This window comes from Candidatus Hydrogenedentota bacterium, from assembly GCA_016791475.1.
Lineage (GTDB): Bacteria > Hydrogenedentota > Hydrogenedentia > Hydrogenedentales > JAEUWI01 > JAEUWI01.
In genome coordinates this window covers 53055-76677 of the sequence record JAEUWI010000039.1, presented here as the reverse complement: position 1 = coordinate 76677, position 23623 = coordinate 53055, and the positions used below count along the sequence as shown (strand labels likewise).

Below are 23623 nucleotides of genomic sequence, written 5' to 3'. Positions count from 1 at the left end.
ACCTCCTTTCCGAGATCCACAGTATGGGGACATTTTCAAAGAGTTAGCAGGGGGACATTTTCAAAGAGTTTCGACAGCCATGATCCCGGTTCTTGTTTGTCCCCATCGCTATTACCTATACTTGAAGATTACATCATCAGGTTTCCGTCCCTCGCGGGTGTCAAAAGGAATATCATCCATGTCCCATTTCAAGCTCGGCATCATCGGCGCCGGTTTCATCTCTCGCTTTCACACGAAGGCTCTCAAGTCTGTCCGGGGCGTGGACCTCGCAGGTGTCTACTCCCTCAAGAACGGCCCCGAACTCTCCGCACTCGCCCGCGAACTGGGCGTGGGGGACTGCACGGTCTTCAACAGTGTCGCCGAGCTGTGCAACAACGTGGACGCCGTCTGCATCTTCACCCCGAACTTCGCCCGCGTTGAAACCATGCGCGCCGTGGTCGATGCGATCAAAGCCGGTGCGAACATCAAGGGTATTATCATCGAGAAGCCCCTGGGGCGCACCGTGGCGGAGGCGCAGACCCTGGTGGATCTTGCGAAAGAAGCGGGCGTACCCACGGCCTACTTCGAGAACCAGATTCATATGAAAGCCATACGGGCCGCACTCGCCCAGATGAAGCCCCAACAGGAAAGCATGGGCCCCCTTACCCTCGCCCGAAGCTCGGAAGAGCACAGCGGACCCCACGAGCCGTGGTTCTGGGATCCCGTCCGGCAGGGCGGTGGTGTGCTCAGCGACATGGGCTGCCACAGCGTCGCCGTTGGCTGGTTCGTCCTCACGCCCCACGGCAAACCCGTGGACTTCCTGCGGCCCATCGCCGTCAGCGCCGACACCAGCCTGCTCAAGTGGGGCACCAAAGCCGGCCGGAAAAAACTGATGGATCGCATGGGCATCGACTACGGCAAAGCCCCGGCCGAAGACTTCGCCACCGGCATCATCACCTTCGAAAACCCCGAAACCGGCCAGCGCTCAAAGTCCCAGTTCACCAATTCCTGGATGTTCGACAAGCAGGGCATGCGCCTCTACATGGACGGCATGGGCCCGGGCTATGCCTTTGAGCTGAACACACTCCAGTCTTCTCTTCAGGTCTTCGTGGGCGATGAAGCCGCCGATGCCGTGGCCGACGCCGAAACCGCCCTGGAAAAATCCACCGCTTCCCGGGGACTTCTTGTGGTCGAGCCGAACGAAGCCGATCTTTATGGCTATGTGGATGAGATCGAAGACGCGGTCCGCAGCTTCAAGGCGGGCCACGACGCCTTCCTGAACTTCGAGTACGGCCTCGAAATCACCAAACTCTGCCAGGCGGCCTACATGGCCGCCGAGCGCGGCGTCACCCTCGACCTGACCGATCCCAAAGTGCAGGAAGATCTGAAAAGCTACACCTCCCTCATCGCCCAGGGCCGGGGCCGGGAAGTGCTCCATGTGATGTAGAGGGACACCGGCGCCGGGTGCCGGCCCCACCCGGTGGAGCCACCCCGAATGCGGGTGGCGACCGACCTGTTTCGTGTGTTCCATCCCGCGGTCCCCGCCGTTGTAATAGTCGGCCTCTCGTGCTATGCTGATTTTTCCCAAGGAGAGGCAGCTTGTATGGAATATCAGGAGATTCTTTATACCGTGGCGGACCACATCGCCACGATTACCCTCAACCGGCCCGACAAGCTCAACGCGTGGACCATGCGCATGGAGGCGGAGTACCGCCACGCCATGGCCGATGCCGAGCACCACGACGATGTCCGGGTGGTGATCGTGACCGGTGCGGGGCGGGGTTTCTGCGCGGGAGCGGACATGAGTCTTCTGGCCGGGATCACCGGCGGCTCCATCAATCTCGATGAGGCCCAGGAAAAGCACCTCGCCCAGCCTGGCACTGGCCCATGCGTGCGCGATGACTTCAAGAAGCCCTACACCTTTACCATCGGCATCCGGAAGCCCGTCATCGCCGCCGTGAACGGCCACGCCATGGGCATCGGTCTGGTCCACGCGGTCTACTGCGACATTCGGTTCGCCAGCGACAAGGCGAAATTCGGCACCGCTTTTTCCCAGCGCGGTCTCATCGCGGAGCACGGTCTCGGCTGGATGCTTCCGCGCCTCGTGGGTCTCGAAAACGCCCTCGACCTTCTCTACAGCGCACGTATTATCGATGCGGAAGAAGCGAAGTCCATGGGGCTTGTAAGCCGCGTCGTTCCACACGATGAGCTGCTTCCGCGCGCCCGTGAATATGCGGCCCACCTCGCGACCCAGTGCTCTCCCCGGGCCCTGGGCATCATCAAGCGCCAGGTTTACGATTCGCTCTTGTGCGATCTCGGGCCCGCCACGGATTTGGCCATCAAAGAAATGTTTGAAAGCTTCGGAACCGCCGATTTCGCGGAGGGTGTAGCCTCTTTCGTCGAAAAGAGACCCCCGCGCTTTACCGGCAATTGACATTACCGTTACTTAGACCATCTTGAGGAGCATTATATGAGCAGTCTGGGTGCACTACTTGTCGTTGCCGCTTCACTGTCCGCCCCCCCGGATCAGATTATTCTACAGGACGTGCAGCACATAAAAGTCTACGGCGAACCGGGCCGTTTCGGCGGCTGGCCTGCGAATCACGGGATCTGGATCTGGGACAACGAGATCCTCGTGGGCTACAGCCGGGCCTGGTATAAAGACATGGGCGACCGGCACCATGTGGATCGCGAGAAGCCCGAAGAGCACTGGCTCGCCCGAAGCCTCGACGGCGGCGAAACCTGGAAGCAGGAGCACCCCGCCGAGCATGGCTATCTGATTCCGGAAGGCGAGTCTCTCCATGGCACGGAAACGCCGGGACTGGAGATTAAGCCGGCCGCAGACTGCCCGGGCGGAATTAATTTTCTGCATAAGGACTTCGCCATGACGGTGCGAATGAACGACGCCGGGGCGGGGGATTCCCGCTTTTACTATTCCTATGACCGTGGCAAGAATTGGGAAGGCCCATTCAAGATGCCCAATTTTGACGCGCCGGGCACCGCACCGCGGACGGACTATATCGTGGAAGATGAGGATTCCTGCCTCGTTTTCAGCACGGCCGCCAAGTCCGACGCAAAGGAGGGCCGCGTTTTCTGCATGCGGACCGACGACGGCGGGAAGTCATTCCAGTTTGTAAGCTACCTCGGGCCCGAGATGGGGAAAGGGGATTTCGGAATCATGCCGGCTTCCGTCCGCCTGAGCGATAACGAGCTCATTTGCACCACGCGGATCCACGAAGGCACGCGGCGCTATATTGGTTTGTTTCGCTCCGTCGACAACGGCAAGACCTGGACCCAGGAAGCCAATCCCGTGGAGGACACCGGCAAGGGCAACCCGCCCGCCATGATCCAACTGCGCGATGGCCGCATCTGCCTGGCCTACGGCTACCGCGCCAAGCCCTACAGCATGTGCGCCAAACTCAGCGACGACGGTGGAAAAACCTGGGGACCCGAGCTCGTCCTCCGCAACGATGGCAACACCACCGACATGGGCTATCCCCGCATGGTTCAGCGTCCCGACGGGAAAGTGGTCACGATCTACTACTTCGCCGATGGCGTGGAAGGTCCCGAGCGTTATATTGGCGCTTCCATCTGGATGCCGCCTGCGAAGTAAGTGCCCTCCTGATTCCAATGAGCTTATGAGCCCCGTTGTTCCCATGGACTAAAGGCGCTGCTACGAAAAAAATCAGGCCGGACATGCCCGAAGGCAGTCCGGCCTGCTTATTCAAAACCGACAGTAATTTAGAGAACCGCCTGGCCGCTCAGGTTGCCGACGTTCAGGTCGTCCCACTCGTCGCCGCCACCGGCTTCCGCCGCCAGCGCGTCTTCAATCGCCTTCACGACTTCGGGAGCGTCCGGCTTCACCTTCGGGGCGAAACGGGCCACAACCTTGCCGTCCTTGCCGATGACGAACTTCTCGAAGTTCCAGGTGACTTCGCCCGCGAAATCCTTGTTGGTCGCTTCGGAGGTCAGGTACTTGTACAGGGGAGCCTGGTCGTCGCCCTTGACGGAGATCTTGGAGAAGAGATCAAAATTCACGCTGTACTTGGTCGCGCAGAATTCCTTGATCTCGGCCTCGGTGCCGGGTTCCTGCTCGCCGAAGTTGTTCGCCGGGAAGCCCAGAACCGCCAGGCCCTTGTCTTTGTATTTCGTCTGCAGCGCAACGAGCTGCTCGTACTGGGGGGTGTTGCCGCACTTGGACGCCACGTTTACCACCAGGCAAACCTTGCCCTCATACTTCTTGGCCAGATCCACTTCCTTGCCGTCAATGTCCTTCACCTTAAAGGCCAGAGCGGAGGAGGGAGCTTCATCGGCGGCGCCCGCCACGAAGGCCATGCCCATAAAGGCCGCGGCGGCGAGGGCGAACAGAGTCTTGGATACGCGTTTCATGATTTTCTCCTGTATTTCCATGGTGCTACGGAAACCCATACGGGTACAATGTACGTTTCTGCCGAGGCCCTATACGCTACAACACCGCTGGCGCGCGATGCAACCCGACAGGCCGGAAGACAGTCCCCGGCCGCCTGAAGCGCGGCCTCAACCCTATTAACGACTGGGAAGGAAAAGTATTTAAAAAATTATTCGCGGCGGGCGAGTTTGATGGTCAGGGTGCTTCAAATTGGCCCGACTTCGCCCATAAGCTGGTATAATCCCGCCATAGGGAGGTCTGGGCTCCACCGTGGATTCCCCGGCCACATTTCCGATGGAAGGAGTAGCCCGGTTTCATGCACGATCTGGAGGTTCGGGGCGCCAATTCGCCCGACGACACCACACTGGCCCTGGATTTGATGGCCAAGACCTTTGGCCCCAACTACTTCGCCCTGGTTCGCCGTCTGGATGCCCTCGCGAAGGGCTACCCCGGCTTCCACCGGGAGCACACCCGGGTGGCCTGTAAGCAGGGGCAACTGATCGGAGCCCTGCGCATCACCACGGACACCATCCGCATCGGGGAAGCCCGCCTCAAAATGGGCGGCCTCGGCTGGATCGCGGTGGATGACCAATTCCGCGGCCAGGGCGTGGCCCGCGCCCTCCTCCTGGACGCCATGGCATACATGCGCGCCCACAACTATCATGTATCCATGCTCTTCGGCGTCGTCGATTTCTACCACCGCTACGGCTTCACGACGATGTTGTCCGATTTCCTCACCTCCGTGGATGTCCTCGAAGCGGAGCACGCGGAACACGCGCCCTACAAGGTGCGCCACGGCAAGCCCGGCGATATTCCCGCCATACAGAAACTGCACAACGCCGGCGAGAATGACGTGGCCTGCTCCATCGTCCGCTCCAGCGCCCACCTCACCAACCAGTGGGAGCGGTGGAAAGAGGTTCGAGTACTGACCGACCAGCAGGGCAAGGTCGTTGCCTATTTTCTGCCCGAAGTCAACCGCGATGGACTCCTCGTCAAGGAACTGGGCCTGGGCAGCCGCGATGCCTGCGGTTCCTTGCTCCACGCCAGCGCCCAACTGGCGCTGGAGGAGCACGCGCCCCAGATACGTTTCGCCGCGCCACCCTGCCACGTCTTTCTGAAGTACCTCTTGCAATTCGAGTCGAAATACGAGATGCACGTGAAGCGAAATCGCGACGGCATGATGGCCCTGATCAATCTTGGCGAAACCCTCGAATCCATGATCCCGGAGTGGGAGAGTGGCCTGGCCCAGACCGCCCTCGCCCGGGAGCGCGCCGAGGTGACCCTGCTCATAGAAAAGAAGACCTACCGCATTCGGGCCAACCGGGGAGCCATCGACGTTGCCGCCACAACCGGGGACAACCGCGTTTCCTTCACAGCCGGTGAATTCGTCCAGTTGCTCTCGGGTTACCGCTACCTGGACGAGGTGCTCCTGACCCGACGTCGGATCCTGAATTCCACTGGTAAAGCACTTCTCGGCGCGCTCTTCCCCAAACGCCTGCCCTTCGTCTGGCCCGTGGATCATTTTTAGGGGACGGACGCGCCAAGGGGATGATCGCGCGGCTGTGATACACTAGGGCCGTCGTCATCAACCCGAACGAATCCTCCCGACCCATGTCCGACAGCTTGTCCGCCTACAACTTCATCGATAAGAGTGGCCACTCGGGCTATGTCCTCACATCCGAGGCGGGCCCCGTGACCAGAGCGCTTTTCGACCGTGCGGGATGCACGGTGGACACCGCGGCGGGCCGGGGCCGGGTGAGCCGGTTTCCGCTTACGAGCGGCGAAGGGGTCTTGCGTCACTACCGGCGCGGGGGACTCATAGCGCGCTTGTCCAAAGATCGCTTTCTGGGTAATCGCATGCTGGCGGAGTTCCGTGTCCATCTTGCGCTCTACCAGCAGGGCTTTCTCGTCCCGGAGCCTCTCGGGGTCGTCTGGGTACGGCGCGGCCCCTTTTTTCAGGGCGCCATTGCCACGCGCAGCCTGGAGGCCATCACCCTGCTCGACTACCTGAACGGCGGCGCGGCCAATCCGCAACTTCTGGCCCAGTGCGGCCGGCGAATACGGGAAATGCACGAACTCGGCGTCTGGCATGCCGACCTTCAGATCAAGAATATCATGACCGAAGGCGCACAAATCTGGCTGATCGACTTCGACAATGCCCGGATGGGAAAGCCCCTGTCAAGCCTGGCCCGAGCGCGCAATCTCCTGCGGCTCCGGCGCTCCCTTGAAAAGCACGGGCGATCTCTGGATAATTTCGATGCTATTCTCGAGGGCTACGGGAAACTTGGGTTACCCCGTTGGCTCTCCGGGCTTTACCGTATCCGGGGGATGGTGTCGGATACCCTGCGGAAATGAAGCACGTTCATGTCTACACCTGTTATCAATGAGACCATCACCCGCATGCGAAGTGGTTGGTCCACGATCTACTGTGCAGCCGGTGTCTCGGCCAACAGCATCGTGGCGGTCGTCGCGGAGCCGGGCGAGGTGTTGAAATCCTCGTCCAAGAGCCGCGTGCGCCGTTGCGGCGAGGTCGTCGTGAAGGAGAGCCAGCTCGCGGGCGGCACCGGCCCCTTCAAGCATACCTTCAAGCGAGCCCGCTACCGCCAGGGCTGGGTGGCCGCGCACCACCTGCGCGCAAACGGGATCAGCGTGCCCGAGCCCCTGGCCTATATCGAGCGCGGCGGCATGGGCATCATCACCGGCAATGTCCTCATCACCTCCTATCTGAGCGGACAGCAAAATGTGGAGCGCTTCCTTCAGGTTCTTATCCAGCGAAAGGCCGGCGCCGATACCATCCACGCCTTTCTCGGCGCGCTGGCCCAGGCCATCAACGCCTTCACGGACTGCGGCGCGCGCCATGGGGACCTCTCGGGAAAAAACATTTTCACCGCGGACGGACGCCACTTCAGTTTCATCGATCTCGACGATGTAACCATCGGAGAGGAATATGATGAAGGGCTCCGGATGAAGAATCACGTACAGCTCTATGATTCCTTCTGCGATTTCCTCAGCGACAGTGTTCTGGTCCCCTTCATCACCAAATTGATTACCCCGGCCCAGGATCTGCGCGTCTGGATGCCCCGCGTGCGCGAGGCGCAAGTGCAGCGCCGCGAGCTGGTGGAAGAGCGCTGGGCCCGCGAAGGGCGCAACGGCAGTTCGGGCTGAGGGCCGAACCCGTTGAAACATTTCGCGCACCGGGAGGTACTATCTCTCCAGCGCCACTCTGATCTAATCTCTTCGAATTGCCCGGCCCGGAATACATGAACCTCCTCAGACGCTATTTCTATCCCATCCCCTTCGCGGTCTGTGCGGTTTTCTTCGCGATCCTGCTCTCCATCAACGGGCGCTACGGCTTTTACCACGACGAGCTCTATTTCATCGATTGTGCGAAGCACCTCGACTGGGGCTATGTCGATCACCCGCCCCTGGTCCCATGGATTACCTGGCTCGCCGGCAAGGTCTTTGGATACTCGTCCTGGGGCATTCGCGTTCCCCTTGCCATCGCCCTTTCCATGAACGCCTACCTCACCGTCGTCCTGGCCACACGACTCGGCGGTGGAACCGTGGCCCGCTATGGCGCACTCTATTGCTTTTTCCTCGCCCCCGTCATGCCCCGCGCCGCCATGTTCCTGAACATTCCCACGTTTGAAATGACCTTCTACCTCCTGATCGCTCTGACCCTGCTCACCATTCTTCAGAAGGACAGCCAGCGCCTGTGGCTGCTCGTCGGCGCGCTCGCGGGGCTGGCCCTGCTCAACAAACACACCACGCTCTTCTTCGGCTTCGCCCTGGCCCTCGGACTGCTCTTCACGCCCCAGCGCAACGCCTTGCGGCAGCCCTGGATCTGGCTGGGCGGGCTTATAGCGTTGCTCATCGTTACGCCCAATCTGCTGTGGCAATACCAACACGATTGGGCCACTCTGGAGTTCATTCAGAATCTAAACCAGGGCACCATGCGCCAGATCCCCCGCTGGGAGTTCCTGCTCTCCCAACTTCTCTTCATCAACCCATTCAACGCCGCCTTCTTCGTCGGCGCCGTCGTCTACTTTCGCTCCGAGGCGGGCCAACGCGCCCGGCTCCTTGGCTGGATCATCCTCATCTTCCTCGCCGTCCTGCTGGTTTTCCATGCGAAGCACTACTACTTCGCGCCTCTGTTTCCCCTGATCATGGCTGCGGGCGCCGTAACCTATGAGCGGTGGATGGAAGACAATCCGGGGTTCTGGCTGCGTCGAGGACAGCCAGTACTGGCCTGTCTGCTCATGGCGCCCTTTCTGGTTGCGCTCATGCCCCTGCTTCCCAAGCCCCAGTTACTATGGTACGAGGCACACATCTTCAGGCCGGTCTTTGGTGACACCGCCGGGCTGATGCGAGACTACTACAATCAGATGAACTGGGAAGAGGAAGTCGCGCAGATTGCACAAATATTCCATGATCTGCCCGAATCGGATCAGGCCCAATGCGCAATCCTGACCAATCACTACGGCATGGCCGGCTCGATCAATTACTGGGGAGAATCATACGGTTTACCGGAAGTGCAGTCCGGCAGCAATAACTACTATCTCTGGGGACAGGGAAACACCCGTGGCGCGGTGGCTGTGGCGTACGGCTATGATCGACCCCTGTTGGAGCAGGTCTATGGGGAAGTTACGGAAGTGGGGAGGACGCGGCGCCCCTTCGTCGACGGGGACAAGGCCGACCTGCCCATCTACGTCTGCCGGACGTTGAAAATGACCTGGCCGGAAGCCTGGCCCCTGTTCAAGCGCTTCATCTGAAGCAATACCCGGGATGTCCCAGGTTCACTCGCTGCGGATGGTCTCGGTGAAAGAGAAACGAGCGCGGCGCCAGGTCGTGCCACAGTCCACGCGCACCTCGGCGATGGGTGCGCCGTAGGCGCTCTCAAGTCGCGTCAGATCCAGGACGACGACCACCGCCATCCCCGATTCCACTTGAATGGGTTTCGCGGGCGAAAGGGTCCGGCGCTGGTAGGTCCACACATCCCGGAGATTGGTGCAGTCCTGAAAAGTCTCCGTGCCGGCGGCGCGGCAGTGGAGCGTCAAACCGAAGTCGTTGTGATCGTATGCGATCTTGCCTTCGGGCCAGGGCCCCACCAGGTAGGTGGTAAAACTGGCGTGGTTCTGAAACTCGATCGCCACGTGACGCGGCCCCGGACGGCTGATGTTGAAGGCGACTTCCGCGCGCCAGAGGTGATACCACGCAATGCCGCCGCAGATCGACACCATCAAGATGATGGAAACGACAATCGTGATGAAATCATCCCGCTCCAGCCCGTAGTGCCTGCGTCGAACCGGCAGGCCCAACTCCAGCGGATACTGCTCCAGCGGAAGATCCGCAAACCCGCCCAGCTCCTGAGAAGTACCTGCTTTCAGCAGCAGGTTGAACTGGGCAATATCATGGCGCAGGCGCAGGACCTCGTCGTCGTCGGCCCCTTGTCCGGAAAGTGCGTGTTGAAGGCGCTCGCCCGTGGCTTCAATCGCGTGACGCGCCTCCTGGCGCAGCGCCTTGAGCTCCCGCGCCACCGTACGCTCCTCCCGAGGCCGCCGCTTCGATTGCAGGGCCAGGCGCTCCTGCCAGGACAACAGGAGTCGGAGGCGCAGTGCGCCGTCGCGGGGGCTCATCCGCCCCTCAGTTTTCGAGTGCGGCTTTGACAAAATCGCGAAACAGGGGCTGCGCCTTCAGCGGCGTGCTGTTGAACTCGGGGTGAAACTGGGAAGCGCAGAACCACGGGTGGTCCTTCACCTCGATGATTTCCACCAGCTCGTGGTCACCCTTGTGGTGGACGCCGCTGACAATCATCGGTCCCTTCTCCTTGAGGATTTCCAGGAATTGATTGTTAAACTCGTAGCGGTGCCGGTGACGTTCCTCCACCGCCGGCTGGCCATAGGCCACGTGCGCGTGGGTACCCTCCTTGAGTTCGCAACGGTAGGCGCCCAGGCGCATCGTACCGCCCATGTCCTTCAGACCCCGTTGCTCGCTGAGCAGGGAAATCACCGGCGCGTCCGTCTCCGGATCGAATTCGGTCGAATTGGCGTTGGCCAGCCCGGCGCAGTTGCGCGCCATCTCGATCGCGGCCACCTGCATTCCCAGACATATCCCGAAGAAGGGGATCTTGTGGGTCCGCGCATAGGTAACAGCCTTGATTTTGCCTTCCACACCGCGACTGCCGAAGCCGGGCCCCACGAGAATGCCGTGAAAGTCCTTCAATACCTCTTCCGGCGTCGACCCGTGCTCGAACTGTTCGGAATCGACCCACTCCAACTTCACCTTGCAGTCATTTTCAATGCCCGCGTGAACGAAGGCTTCGTTAATGCTCTTATAGGCATCGTCATGGCCCACATACTTGCCAACGGCCGCGATTCGGACCTCGCGGGTGCTCGCTTTCAAGCGCTCCACCATTCGCGTCCACTCGCCGAGATCACTTTCACCCGCCTGAACGTTAAGCAGGTTCAGTACGGTGTCGTCCAGGCCCTGGGCCTTGAAATTCAAGGGGATCGCATACAGCGGCGAAGTGTCCCGCGCCGAGATAATCGCCTCGTCCGTCACATCGCAGAACATGGCGATCTTGTGCCGCTCGCTGTCGCTGAGCGCATAGGGACCCGTGCGGCATACGATAACGTTGGGCTGGATGCCAATATCCCGCAAGGCGCGCACGCTGTGCTGGGTCGGTTTGGTTTTCAACTCGCCGGCCGCCTCGATGTAGGGCACCAGCGTCACGTGCACGAAACAGCAATTGCGCGGACCAACTTCGAGACGGTACTGCCGCAACGCCTCCAGAAAGGGAAGACTCTCGATATCGCCCACGGTACCGCCAATCTCCACAATCACAATGTCGATTTTCTCCTCCGAGTCCGCCGACATCTTGCGGATCCGCGACTTGATTTCGTCGGTGATGTGGGGGATAACCTGCACGGTCTTGCCGAGGTACTCGCCGCGGCGCTCCTTCTGAATCACCGCATTATAGATGCCGCCCGTCGTCACGTTGCTCCGCTGAGAAAGCTTGCACGACGTGAAGCGCTCGTAGTGGCCCAGATCGAGGTCCGTTTCGGCGCCGTCATCCGTCACGAAGACTTCACCGTGCTCGAAGGGATTCATCGTGCCGGGGTCCACGTTGATATAGGGATCGAGCTTCATCATGGCGATTTTCAGACCGCGCGCCTCCAACAGCAAGCCGAGACCCGCCGCCAGGATGCCCTTGCCTATCGATGAAACCACACCGCCGGTCACAAACACATATCGCGTCATTCTTGTTCCTTCGCAGCGCGCCGCTGCAATAATTCACGCACGTCGTCGAGGTCCGAAGGGACATCCACGCCGATGACTTCATAGTCCGTTTCCACCACCGCGATCCCGTGACCGTGCTCCAGCGCACGAAGCTGCTCCAGCTTCTCCAGACGCTCCAGCGGGGTCTGGGGCAACTCGGCAAAGGCCAGCAGAAAATCGCGGCGGTACACATAAAGGCCGATGTGCTGCCAGTGGCAGCCCGCGGCCGCCTCCCGATCCGCGGTATCGCGTACATATGGGATGGGCAGCCGCGAAAAATAGAGCGCCCGATCACGCCCATCACAGATCACCTTCACCACATTCGGATCGTCCACCAGCCTCGGATTCAATATTCGCCGCCGCGCCGTCGCCATCTGAAGGCCCGGATCATCCAGCAGCGGCTGCACCACCGCGTCAATGGCGGCGGGCTCGATCAGCGGTTCATCGCCTTGAACATTCACCACGATGTCCGCGTCCAGTTGGCGCGCAACCTCGGCAATGCGATCCGTTCCCGTCGCATGATCGCCACGGGTCATCACAATTTCAATCGGGTAGGGGGAAAGCGCCCGAACCACTTCCTCGGAATCCGTGGCCACCAGCACGCGCTGGACCAGTCCGGCCCCCGATGCGCGCAACCACGTATGGTAGACAAGGGGGTGCCCCTCAAGGGTTGCGATGATCTTGCCGGGGAACCGAGTGGAGGCAAAGCGCGCGGGTATGATTGCGACTACCCGTGGCTTGCTCAAATCCAACATAGGCCATTCGATCCCAAGAAATGAGGCTGATCGCGCTCGAAAATACCCAAGAAGTGCGGCGAGGGAGGATGGTGGATTCCCGTTTCCCTGACGGGAGCGTAAACTAACACAGACCGGGACTTGGAATCAATGCGATTCAACGGTTTGGACATTCGCCGGGGCACTCGGTTGCGCGATTGAATCGAGTACGCGGCAGCCGATTTTCCGTCCCCTCAAACCCCTCATCAGTGCGCCATCCCGGTCCCCGGCCGGCGGTAATTGTGTTTCACATCCTCTCGGATCACCGCACCAAATTGGAACATGCGGTTAGTGAACAACAGCCCGCCTTTCGCTACAATGGAAGCCTTGTCTACGATGCCCAGGAAGTGAGCAGGCACCATGCGATTAGTGACACTCTCAAGAAAAGCCCTTTTGCTCGCCGCGTGTGTCGGCCTGGCTCCCTCACTGGCCCACGGCGGCTTCTACAATACTCAGGTCAAGCCGATTCTCTCTCAGCATTGCTTCACCTGCCACGGCCCGGACGCGAAACAGCGCAAGGGCGATCTGCGGCTCGACATTGCGCCTGCGGATTCGGGTGATTCACCGGAGCGCCTCAAAGAAGTGTTTTCATCGAGCCGCCACGGCAGCGCGATTTTTGACCGTGTTTCGAGCGCCGATCCCGAGGAGCGCATGCCCCCGGTGGAAAAGCCGGGGCTCTCGACAGCCGAGATCGAAATTCTGGGACTGTGGTTGGATCAGGGTGCCCCCTATGAAAAGCACTGGGCCTTTGTCCCGCCCGAATGGCCTGAAGTGCCGACCGTGACCGGTGCGGAGTGGGCGAGAGGCCCTATCGACCGGTTTGTGCTGGCGCGCCTCGAATCAAAAGGCATTGCGCCTTCGCCACCGGCCGACCCCGTCACCGCCATTCGCAGGCTCTATCTCGACCTCATCGGCATCCCACCATCCCCCGAAGAAGTGGAGGCCTTCACCAGCGCCCCGGACGATACCGCCTGGGAAGCGGCTGTAGACGCTCTGTTGGCCTCGCCCCACTTCGGAGAGCGGTGGGGGAGGCGCTGGCTGGATCAGGCACGTTACGCCGACTCCAACGGCTACAGCATCGACGGCCCACGCACGATCTGGCCCTATCGCGACTGGGTCATCAACGCTTTCAATGAAGACAAACCCTTTGACCAGTTTGTGCGCGAACAGATCGCGGGAGATCTGCTGCCGGACGCCACGGCGACCCAGAAAGTGGCCACGGGCTTCAATCGCAATACGATGATCAACCAGGAAGGCGGCATCGACAAGGAAGAGTTCCGCATCGAGGCCGTCGTGGATCGGGTGAACACCACGGGGTCGGTCTTTCTCGGGCTTACGCTCGGTTGCGCCAAGTGCCATGATCACAAGTACGATCCAATCTACCAGAAAGACTATTTCCAGCTCTTCGCCTTTTACAACGGCGACGACGAGGTCGATCTGGAATTACCCACGCCAGAGCAGGCCGAGCAGTTGAAGACGATACGCGCGGCTATCGACACGATTCGTCCGCAACGCGATGCCTACAAAGAGGCCGCTCTGCGGGACAAAATCGGTCCCTGGGCCACAGCCCTGACGGAAGAACAGACCAGGGATTGGGGTCTCAAGGAGAAGGCGGCCCTCGCGCTTCCGGTTGCCGAGTGGACCGCCGAGCAGCGCGGACTTCTGGAGAAGCGCTTCCTCGCCGCCGACGCCGAGTTTCAAGCCTTTGAAAAGGCCATCGCGGATGAAAACGCCAAAGTCTCGGGCGTAAACAAGACCATGGTGCTGGAGCGCCGCACCGAACCCCGGGTGACCAATCTCTTTATCCAGGGCGACTTCACGCGAAAGGGCGACATCGTCTCGCCGGCCACGCCCGCGGTGCTCCACCCCATGGAAGGATCCGCGGCGCCCACCCGACTCGACCTGGCCGAATGGCTCGTGGCGCGAAACAACCCCCTCACCGCACGGGTCACCGTCAACCGATTCTGGCAGGACCTCTTCGGGCGCGGTATCGTCGAGACGGAAAACGACTTCGGTTACCAGGGCGCCCTCCCCACCCATCCCGAAATGCTGGACTACCTGGCCAACCAGTTCATCGCGCGGGGAGGGTCCATGAAATCGATCATACGCGAAATTGTCCTGTCATCCACCTATCGCCAGGCTTCCCGGGTCCGACCCGAACTGGACACCATCGACCCCAGGAACTACCTCCTCGCTCGCCAGAATCGCGTCCGCCTCGATGCCGAACTTATCCGCGACGCAGCCCTGACCGCCTCGGCCCAGTTGGATCGCCGCATCGGTGGCCCCAGCGTGTTTCCGCCGCTGCCGGATGGCGTCATGAAGCTCGGCCAGAGCGACAACCGCGTGTGGGAAACGAGCACCGGCCCGGACCGCTTCCGAAGAGGCATGTACACCTACTTCTGGCGCGCCACCCCCCATTCATCCCTGGTAGTTTTCGACGCGCCCGACGCTTTGGTCGCCTGCACCCGGCGCACCCGCTCCAACACGCCCCTTCAGGCCCTTACGTTGCTAAATGATCAGGCTTACGTGGAGCATGCCCAGGCCCTCGCCCGACGAATTACCGAGGCGCCCATGGCCAGCGACGGCGAGAGGCTCGATTTCGCCTTCCGCGTCTGCCTGAGCCGTGCGCCCGCGGAGAACGAGAAGGCGATTCTGAGCGACTTGCTCGCCAAAGCCGACCCGGCGCAGCATCCGGAAAAAGCCTGGACGATGGTGGCGCGCACCCTGCTGAACCTCGATGAATTCATTACCCGAGAGTAGTCTTACCATGTACCAGCATCCATCCGATCAATCGCTCCACGAAGTCACCCGCCGCCACTTCTTCCGCCAGTGCGGCGTGGGCCTCGGTTCTATCGCGCTCGGCTCGCTCCTTTGCGAAAACAAGGCCGCTGCGGCCTCCGATTCCGCCATGGGCGTCCTCGGCGGGAAAGGGCATTTCCCGGCGAAGGCGAAAAACGTCATCTTCATGTTCATGGCGGGCGGCCCGAGTCAACTGGAACTCTTCGACTACAAGCCCGCCCTGCAAAAGTACAACGGCCAGCCCATACCCGCGTCCTACATCGAGGGTAAACGCTTCGCCTTCATGGATTCCTTCGGCAACGACGGTGCGCCGAAACTGCTGGGCACCGTGCGGGAATTCAAACAGCATGGCCAGTGCGGCGCATGGGTCTCGGAATGCCTTCCACATACCGCGAAAATCGTGGACAACATCGCCTTCCTGAAAACCGTGGCCACCGACGTGCCCAACCACGCCCCGGCCAAGGTCTTCATGAACACCGGTTCCGGACAATTCGGCCGCCCAAGCATGGGCGCCTGGATTAACTACGGTATCGGCAGCGAATCGAAGGACCTTCCCGGCTTCGTCGTGCTCCAGTCCGGTCCGCGCGGTCCCCGGGGCGGTCAGCCCCTATGGGGAAGCGGCTTCCTTCCCGCCGCCCATCAGGGCGTGCCCTTCCGCTCCCAGGGCGATCCGGTACTCAACCTGAGCAGTCCCGAGGGCGTAAACGATGGTGAGCAACGGCAGGTGATCGACGCGGTGAACGCCCTCAACCGGGCCCGTCTCGATGTGACGGGCGATGGTGAAATCGCCGCCCGAATCAGTGCCTATGAAATGGCCTATCGCATGCAGAGCAGCGGACCGGAGCTCATGGACCTCTCCCAGGAGAGCCAGGCCACCCTGGACCTCTACGGCGCGACGCCCGGCAAGCCTTCCTACGCCATGAACTGCCTCCTTGCCCGCCGCATGGTCGAGCGGGGCGTGCGCTTCGTCCAGCTCTATCACACCAACTGGGATCACCACGGCGGTAATACGGAGAATCTGAGCACCCATCTGGATGAAGTCTGCCGGGATGTCGACCAGGCCTCTGCCGCCCTGGTGCTCGATCTGAAGCAACGTGGCCTGCTCGAAGACACCCTGGTCATCTGGGGTGGCGAATTCGGACGCACCCCCATGGGAGAAGTGCGCGACACCGTTGGTCGAAATCACCATATCGAGTGCGCCACCATGTGGATGGCCGGCGGCGGCGTCAAGGCCGGATTCACCCTCGGCGAAACCGACGAACTCGGGTTTTCTCCCGTTGCGGATCCCGTCCACGTCCACGATGTCCAGGCCACCATCCTCCACCTCCTCGGCATCAATCATGAACGCCTCACCTACCGATTCCAGGGCCGCGATTTCCGCCTCACCGACGTCGCCGGGCACGTTCAGCACAAGTTGCTGGTGTAGAGGGGGCTACAAGGAACGCGTCGCCGAGGGGACTGTCCTGCACGAAGGATGACTCAAGACGACAAATTGAACCTCGGGCCTCAAGGCCCCTGCAACCCTGTTGAACCGCCCAACGTGCGGGACCGTCCCGAATGGCACTAACTTCACGGGATTGACCTTGAACAATCGAGGCCAACGGCGGGTGCCCCCCATACACGGAGGAGCTTGCGACGGAGTTTATGGGTGCGGCGCCTACAAGCGAGCCAAGTTCGTCGCGAGGCAACGAAAAAGCAGCCGCCGAGCTGGTATTCATGAGTGGCCAGGCAAAGCCGATGTCCCATCACCCACAAGCTGATGGCCGCCTGAGGCGGCCCGCGTGTGGGTGGCACCCTTGGAATCCTTTTTCTGCTCGGAAACCCTTAAGTTAGTGCCATTCGGGACCGTCCCCCGCTTTTAAGAACGCGGGGCAATCCCGAACACTCAGCGGACTCTGACGTTTCGCGGCAGTACTGCATGCTGCGAAGATTCCTCCGCGCGATCAATGTGCCCTTTAGTTCATGACGGTCCCGTCGTCGCCCTGTGGCACCGCCCCCTTGGCGATACGCCATTGATCCCGCCCACGCCCTTGCGCGTATAATCTGACCAGTCGAGAGGCAACCCCGAAGGAGCACGCCGTGCCGGTCAGCATTCAGGTTCAGATCACCCATTGCCTGAACAAAATCATCCAACTTCAGCCGCAATCCGTGCTCGATGTGGGCTGTGGTTTCGGCAAATGGGGCTACCTCTGCCGCGAGTACCTCGATGTCTTCCCGGGCCGCCCCTACAAGCATCAATGGACCACGCGCATCGACGCCATCGAGTTCTTCGAACCCTACATCATGGAGCACCAGCGTTTCCTTTACTCCAATATCATGATCGGCGATGTTCGCGACCTCTGCAAGCAGATCGACAATTACGACCTCATCATCGCGGGCGACGTTATCGAACACATGTTCAAGGACGAAGCCGAAGCGGTGGTGGAGACGCTCTACGCGAAATCCAACAAGCTGCTTATGGTCAATATCCCCATCGGGGAAGGCTGGATTCACCCGGAGGAGTATGGAAATCCCGCCGAGCTTCACCGCAGCGAATGGTACCTGGAAGATTTTCACCCCTTTTCTCCCGAATTTTGGAAATTCGGCCTGGCCTCCGGTCTGGAATACGGAATTTTCTTCTGCCCGAAGGATATCCCAGGTTCCAAACGCCAGGAAGGCTATCTCCTCGCCGCCGAGTTTTACATGGATCGCAAGGAACTCGCCACCGCAACGCGCTACGCCGAACGCGGCTTTGCAGTGGATGAGCGCAACACCATGGCCGCCTGCATATTGACCGACCTGCACATCCAGCAGGCGTGCCTGGATGACGCCGTATCCGTCCTGCACAAATGTATCCAATGCAGCCCGGACTTTCACATGGGAAGGTTCTACGTCGCGCAGATTCTAAAGAGCAAAGGGGACCGGGAGGGGGCGCGGCGCGAAGTAGAAATGCTGTTGGCGATGCAGGAAGTGGACGGCGCATGCCGTGAAAAAGCCGAGGAGCTACTCGCGACGCTCTGATCCCACCGCGGACGCGCCGGTCAGGAGGCCCGCTTCACCACTTCCTTTACCAGATCCTTGCGAACCTGGAAAGAACGGCGGCCATACTTGATCTCGTAGTAGGGGTCGACATCCACCACGTCATCCGCCGGCTGGCTGAGTCCGCTGTTGAAGTGGACTAGATACAGGTGGCTTCCCTGGAGGGGTTGCCCCGGACGGGCCCGATCACGAGAGGGGGGAGGGGTCGTCGCTTTGGCTGTTCCGGCGCTCACCGTGCCCGACTTCTTGGAGAATACGCTCGCCTTGGTCGGGGCCGCACTGGCAAGCACCACGCCACCGAGGAGATTCTGCACCTTGACCACGTAATTCTGCGTCTCCTCGAAGGGAGGGATACCGCCGTGCTTTAATACGTTGCCCGGCCCCGAATTATAAGCGGCGAGTGCCAAAGTCGTGTCGTCATTGAACATTTCCAGCATCTTCGAAAGATACTGCGTCCCCCCGGCGATATTCTCATATGGATCGAAGATATCGGTGACGCCCATGTCTTTGGCCGTGCCCGGCATCAATTGCATCAGACCGCAGGCCCCCGCAGATGACACCGCATTGGGATTCCAATTGCTTTCCACTTTGATCACGGCTGAAATAAGATGCTCGTCCACGTTGTAGCGCTTCGAGTGCTCCGTGATAATCGCCCGGATCTCTTCGGAGCCATAGGTCATCGTCATTTTCGTATTGGAACGGGCCCGCTTTTTCTGACGCCACTTGGGATCTATGTAGATGGGTTGGAAGTCGATCTTGACCTCCTCGTACTCTTCCTTGTTCTTGTACTTGGACTTGGAAGGACGGTTGGTCAGCGTGGGAGTGCCCTCACTGCTCTTGAAGGACTTCAAGTTGTTCTCTTTGCGCCGCTCTGCCGCATTATTCCGCCGGATCTGGGTGTGCTGGCGACTCACCACTTTGGGCGTGGCCTCCGCGCGGGCGCGCTCGCTGGAAAGTAGCAGCACCCCGGAAAGGAGCAATACCGGGCCACAAGCAAGGGACACCGCCACCAGCGAAGCAAAGGCACGGCGGCGGTATAGACCCAGCTTTTTCAAGATTGCATAGTTCATTGTCAATAGTATACCCGCATTTCCCATAGAGGACAAGTACCTGTTTTGAACAAAAACTGGCAATTTCCCGATTCAATCTTGCGCTCGCACCGGTGCCGATGCTACGGTTAGGGCAACCCGAAGGAACCCACATTGCCTCACCGTTCGTCACCGGAAAATCGCGTCATCTCCTATCTTATCGATAGCGGAAAAACGATTGCAACCGCCGAATCGTGCAGTGGCGGCCTTATAGCCCATCGTCTCACTAATGTGCCCGGCGCGTCAACCCCTTTTATTGGCGGCATCGTGGCCTACAGCAACGCCGTAAAGATGGCGCTTCTCGCCGTTCCAGCTTCCACGCTCGAAATCCACGGCGCCGTGAGCGAGGAAACAGCCCGGGCGATGGCCGGTGGGGCGCGTAAAGCGCTCGGTTCCGACATCGCCGTCGCGGTCACCGGCATCGCCGGGCCGGGTGGCGGTACGGCGGAAAAACCCGTGGGCCTGGTCTACATGGCCGTGGCCGGTGCCGGGATTACCCGTGCGGTGAAGCACCAGTTCCAAGGGGACCGTGAGTCCATAAAAACGCAGACGGCGGATGCCGCATTGAATCTGGTTTGGGAGAGTTTGAATTCATGAGTTGTGGTTTTGTGCACCTTCACGTCCATTCCGACTACAGCGTGCTCGATGGCGCCTGTAAGACCAAGGAACTGTTGGACCGTTGCCAGAAGTACGGCATGGAAGCCTGTGCGCTGACCGACCATGGCAATTTGTTCGGCGCGGTGGAGTTTTACCAGGCCGCCAAGTCCAAAGGCATCAAGCCCATCATTGGCTGCGAACTATACGTGGCGCCGGAAAGCCGGACCGACACCAACAAGAAGTTTCTGAACTCCTACAACAACCATTTTCTTCTCCTGTGCGAAAATGTGACGGGCTACCACAATCTCTGCAAGCTCAGTTCTAAAGGCTACCTTGAAGGCTTCTATTATAAGCCCCGCGTGGACGATGAACTCCTCTACAAGCACCGGGAAGGCCTGATCGCCACGACCTCCTGCCTTGCCGGCCGCGTGCCCCAGGCCATTCTGGCGGGCAACATGGACCTGGCCGTTCAGGAGCTGAAGCGCTACATCGAGATATTTGGCAAGGACAACTACCTCGTCGAATTGATGATCCACGGTATCGAAGAGCAGGAGCGGGTCAATCCGGTGCTCTGCCAGCTCGCCGAAGACTTCGGACTCATGGTCATCGCGACCAACGACTGCCACTATATCGACAAGTCGGACGCGGAGGCCCACGAGGCCCTGCTCTGCGTGCAGACGGGCACGACACTGGAAGACGAGAAGCGCTTCCGATTCCCCACCAACGAGTTTCACTTCCGCTCCCCGGAGGAGATGGTCGAGGTATTCAAGGACTACCCTGAGGCGGTCTCCAATACCGTGAAGGTCGCCGAGCGCTGTAATCTGGATATTCCTCTGGGGGAGAGTCTGATTCCGAAGTACCAGCCGGAAGGCGGGTATAAAGAAGGGGAGACGCCCTTCACCTACCTCCGCGATCTGGTTCTCAAGGGGATTGAAGTGCGCTACGGCACCCCGCCACCCCAGGAGTTCGTCGACCGGGCCGAATTCGAGCTCAGCGTCATCGATCGCATGAAATTCGTCGATTATTTCCTGGTGGTGTGGGACCTGATCAATTTCGCCAATACCGAAGGCATCCCCGTCGGTCCGGGTCGCGGTTCGGGCGCCGGCAGCATCGTGGCCTACGCCCTCAAGATCACCAATATCGACCCCATGCGCTACAAGCTCCTCTTCGAGCGCTTCCTGAATCCCGACCGCGTGTCCATGCCCGACTTCGATATCGATTTCTGCTACAACCGCCGCGAAGAGATGATCGCCTACGCCTACCGTAAATACGGTCGGGAAAACGTCAGCCAGATCATCACCTTCGGCCGAATGCTCGCGAAAAACGTGATCCGCAACGTGGGCCGCGTTCTCGGCATGAGCTACGGCGACGTGGACCGCATCGCCAAGCTGGTGCCGGACGAGCTCAAAATCAAACTCAAAGACGCCAAGGAAAAGGTGCCGGAGCTCCAGGAGATCATCGCCCAGGATCCCCAGGTCGCCAAGCTCTGGCGTCTGGCCGAGCGCTTGGAAGGCACCATTGGCAACTGCGGCACCCATGCGGCCGGCGTCGTGATCTGCGACCATGATCTGACCGACCACGTGGCGCTTTACAAAGCCTCCAACTCCGACACCGTCGCCACCCAGGTGGAAATGAAGTGCGTGGAGGAGGTGGGCCTGCTGAAGATGGACTTTCTCGGCTTACGCACCCTCACCGTGGTGCATGAGGCCGTCCGCCTCATCCGTGAGGGCCGCGGCGTCCATATCGACATCGACAATATATCCTGCGACGACGACAAGACCTACGCGCTGCTCCGATCCGGCCAGACGACCGGCGTGTTCCAGCTCGAAAGTTCGGGCATGCGCGATCTGGCCAAGCGGATCGGGCTTCAGAGTCTGGAAGAGATGAGCGCCCTGGTGGCCCTGTTTCGTCCGGGTCCCATGCAGTTTATCGACACGTACATCCAGGGCAAGTACAACCCGGAGACGATCGAATACGATCACCCGGTGACCAAGCCCATCCTGGAAGAGACCTACGGTATCGCCGTGTACCAGGAACAGGTCATGCAGCTCGTGCAGGCCTGCGCCGGTTTCAGCCTCGGCCAGGCCGATATCGTGCGCCGCGCCATGGGTAAGAAAAAGAAAGATCTGCTGGACGAGCAGAAGGCGAAATTCGTCGCAGGCTGCAAGACCAAAGATATCGATGAAAAGCTCGCCAATGTGATCTGGGACAAGATCGAGACCTTCGCAGGTTACGGCTTCAACAAGTCTCACAGCGTGGCCTACGCCTTTGTGGCCTACCAGACCGCTTATCTGAAGGCGAACTACCCGGTGGAGTTCATGTGCGCCCTGCTCACCAGTGAATCGGGCAACCTGGACAAGGTGGCGCTGTACGTGGACGAGTGCCGCCGCATGGGTATCGATGTGCTGCCCCCCGACGTGAACCACAGTTGGAACCACTTCGCCGTGGACGGCAAGTCCATCCGCTTCGGTATGGGCGCCATCAAGAACGTGGGGGAGGGCCCCACCGCCGCCATTACGGACGAGCGCACGAAGAACGGCCCCTTTACCAGTATCTTCGATATGTGCCAGCGCGTGGATACCCGCACGGTCAATCGCCGCTGCATCGAAAGCTTGAACAAAGCGGGCGCCTTCACCGGCATGGGCTGGAACCGCCGCCAGGTGGAGGCCGTGCTCGACCAGGCCCTCGGCGAAGGGCAGAGCACCCAACGGGATCGCGACGCGGGCCAGTTCTCCCTCTTCGACATGGAAGGCATGGAAGACACCATGACCACCATGCACCAGAAGCCGGACCTTCCCGAATACCCCGACCATGAAGTACTCCAGATGGAGAAGGAGCTTCTCGGCCTCTATATCAGCAGCCACCCGCTGGATCCCTATGCCGACGTCTTGAAGCGATTCAGTTCGGCCAATCTGGCCAATCTCCGCGAATACAAGGAAGGCGAGATCGTCAACGCCGGTGGCGTGATCAGCACCCTGCGCATCCATGTGACCAAGACCAACAAGCGCATGGCCTTCGTCAATCTCGAAACCCTTCAAGGCCCCATCGAAGTCACCGTCTTCTCCGATGTCTTCGAACAGAAGGCCGGTATCATCGCACAGGACATGATCGTCATGATCCCGTCCAAAGTGGGCTATCGCAACGACGAGCCCGGCCTCCTGGCCAATGACGTGTTTGCGCTGGAAGACTCCGAGAAACACCTTTCCCGCGCCGTGCATGTACGGCTCCAGCCGGAAATCCTGCAGCAGGATCGCCTCGACAAGCTCGCCGAGCTCCTGGGCAATTCCCGGGGCAATTGCGATGTCTACCTCCACTGCAGCACCGCCGGGGGCAGGGAAGTGACCATCCACCCCCACGAGGCCTGCCTCGTACCCGCAACACGTCCTTTCCTGCGGGCGGTTGAGGCCATCGTGGGCCACGACAACGCCTGGCTCTCCGGCGGAATGGGCCTGCCGACCCACCGTCCCCAGGAAATTGCCCCGCGCGAGAAGAAGCCCTGGGAGAAAAAACGCAGCCCCGAAATGGCCCGGAACTGACAGTGCTCGCGGGCGCGGTCCCGCCACGTGCCGTGGTACCGGATGGAACGCCGCATTTTTCGCTGGCGTAAATCCCGCCTTCGGCGTACAATACGTTCAGGGTTGCGATTGCCTTCATGTTTCGTCGCTTCCGCCTGAGAATCTCAG

General features: G+C 60.4%; 17 protein-coding genes. 12 read left to right on the top strand and 5 right to left on the bottom strand.

Annotation, left to right across the window (positions count from 1 at the left end):
• The first annotated feature begins 178 nt into the window (after positions 1-178).
• From JNK74_19275 to JNK74_19265, 3 genes are all read left to right on the top strand, one after another.
• Entirely contained in the window at positions 179-1426 is a 1248-nt protein-coding gene (locus tag JNK74_19275) for a Gfo/Idh/MocA family oxidoreductase (protein MBL7648325.1), read from the top strand.
• A 156-nt stretch (positions 1427-1582) separates the two neighbouring features.
• Positions 1583-2413, top strand: coding sequence for an enoyl-CoA hydratase (locus JNK74_19270; GenBank protein MBL7648324.1), 831 nt, complete (start codon positions 1583-1585; stop codon positions 2411-2413).
• A gap of 36 nt (positions 2414-2449) precedes the next feature.
• Positions 2450-3592, top strand: a complete 1143-nt coding sequence (locus tag JNK74_19265; GenBank protein ID MBL7648323.1) for an exo-alpha-sialidase — start codon at positions 2450-2452, stop codon at positions 3590-3592.
• 128 nt (positions 3593-3720) lie between these two features.
• Here the strand turns inward: JNK74_19265 and JNK74_19260 are convergent, their stop codons facing one another.
• Complete coding sequence (locus JNK74_19260; protein MBL7648322.1) at positions 3721-4368, bottom strand: glutathione peroxidase; 648 nt, start codon at positions 4366-4368, stop codon at positions 3721-3723.
• A 335-nt stretch (positions 4369-4703) separates the two neighbouring features.
• On the opposite strand from JNK74_19260, the gene JNK74_19255 reads away from it, so the two are divergent.
• From JNK74_19255 to JNK74_19240, 4 genes are all read left to right on the top strand, one after another.
• Positions 4704-5915: a GNAT family N-acetyltransferase gene (locus JNK74_19255; GenBank protein ID MBL7648321.1), complete on the top strand. Its 1212-nt coding sequence runs from the start codon at positions 4704-4706 to the stop codon at positions 5913-5915.
• 83 nt (positions 5916-5998) lie between these two features.
• Positions 5999-6742: a 3-deoxy-D-manno-octulosonic acid kinase gene (locus JNK74_19250; protein ID MBL7648320.1), complete on the top strand. Its 744-nt coding sequence runs from the start codon at positions 5999-6001 to the stop codon at positions 6740-6742.
• 9 nt (positions 6743-6751) lie between these two features.
• Positions 6752-7552 carry a hypothetical protein gene (locus tag JNK74_19245; GenBank protein ID MBL7648319.1) on the top strand — a complete coding sequence of 267 codons (801 nt, stop codon included), beginning with the start codon at positions 6752-6754 and terminating at the stop codon, positions 7550-7552.
• A gap of 95 nt (positions 7553-7647) precedes the next feature.
• Positions 7648-9159, top strand: a complete 1512-nt coding sequence (locus JNK74_19240; protein MBL7648318.1) for a glycosyltransferase family 39 protein — start codon at positions 7648-7650, stop codon at positions 9157-9159.
• Positions 9160-9183: 24 nt separating this feature from the next.
• Here JNK74_19240 and JNK74_19235 read toward each other — a convergent pair whose 3' ends face one another.
• From JNK74_19235 to kdsB, 3 genes are read right to left on the bottom strand one after another with little or no spacing between them, the layout of a single operon-like run.
• Positions 9184-10023, bottom strand: a complete 840-nt coding sequence (locus tag JNK74_19235; protein MBL7648317.1) for a hypothetical protein — start codon at positions 10021-10023, stop codon at positions 9184-9186.
• A gap of 7 nt (positions 10024-10030) precedes the next feature.
• Positions 10031-11647: a CTP synthase gene (locus JNK74_19230; GenBank protein ID MBL7648316.1), complete on the bottom strand. Its 1617-nt coding sequence runs from the start codon at positions 11645-11647 to the stop codon at positions 10031-10033.
• Positions 11644-12420 (bottom strand): 3-deoxy-manno-octulosonate cytidylyltransferase, encoded by a 777-nt coding sequence (kdsB, locus tag JNK74_19225; protein MBL7648315.1) that lies wholly within the window; start codon positions 12418-12420, stop codon positions 11644-11646. The genes JNK74_19230 and kdsB overlap by 4 nt, the downstream gene beginning before the upstream one ends.
• 378 nt (positions 12421-12798) lie before the next feature.
• Between kdsB and JNK74_19220 the strand changes: the two genes are divergently transcribed.
• From JNK74_19220 to JNK74_19210, 3 genes are all read left to right on the top strand, one after another.
• Positions 12799-15198, top strand: a complete 2400-nt coding sequence (locus tag JNK74_19220) for a PSD1 domain-containing protein (GenBank protein MBL7648314.1) — start codon at positions 12799-12801, stop codon at positions 15196-15198.
• Between the two features lie 7 nt (positions 15199-15205).
• Positions 15206-16663 carry a DUF1501 domain-containing protein gene (locus JNK74_19215; GenBank protein ID MBL7648313.1) on the top strand — a complete coding sequence of 486 codons (1458 nt, stop codon included), beginning with the start codon at positions 15206-15208 and terminating at the stop codon, positions 16661-16663.
• Between the two features lie 653 nt (positions 16664-17316).
• The gene (locus JNK74_19210) at positions 17317-18237 is read left to right on the top strand and encodes a class I SAM-dependent methyltransferase (GenBank protein ID MBL7648312.1); all 921 of its coding nucleotides are present in this window, start codon (positions 17317-17319) and stop codon (positions 18235-18237) included.
• Positions 18238-18257: 20 nt separating this feature from the next.
• Here the strand turns inward: JNK74_19210 and JNK74_19205 are convergent, their stop codons facing one another.
• Positions 18258-19352: a lytic transglycosylase domain-containing protein gene (locus JNK74_19205; GenBank protein ID MBL7648311.1), complete on the bottom strand. Its 1095-nt coding sequence runs from the start codon at positions 19350-19352 to the stop codon at positions 18258-18260.
• A gap of 105 nt (positions 19353-19457) precedes the next feature.
• Here JNK74_19205 and JNK74_19200 point away from each other — a divergent pair, with 105 nt between their 5' ends.
• Positions 19458-19940 carry a CinA family protein gene (locus tag JNK74_19200; GenBank protein ID MBL7648310.1) on the top strand — a complete coding sequence of 161 codons (483 nt, stop codon included), beginning with the start codon at positions 19458-19460 and terminating at the stop codon, positions 19938-19940.
• Positions 19937-23476, top strand: a complete 3540-nt coding sequence (dnaE, locus tag JNK74_19195; GenBank protein ID MBL7648309.1) for a DNA polymerase III subunit alpha — start codon at positions 19937-19939, stop codon at positions 23474-23476. The genes JNK74_19200 and dnaE overlap by 4 nt, the downstream gene beginning before the upstream one ends.
• Positions 23477-23623 lie beyond the last annotated feature (147 nt).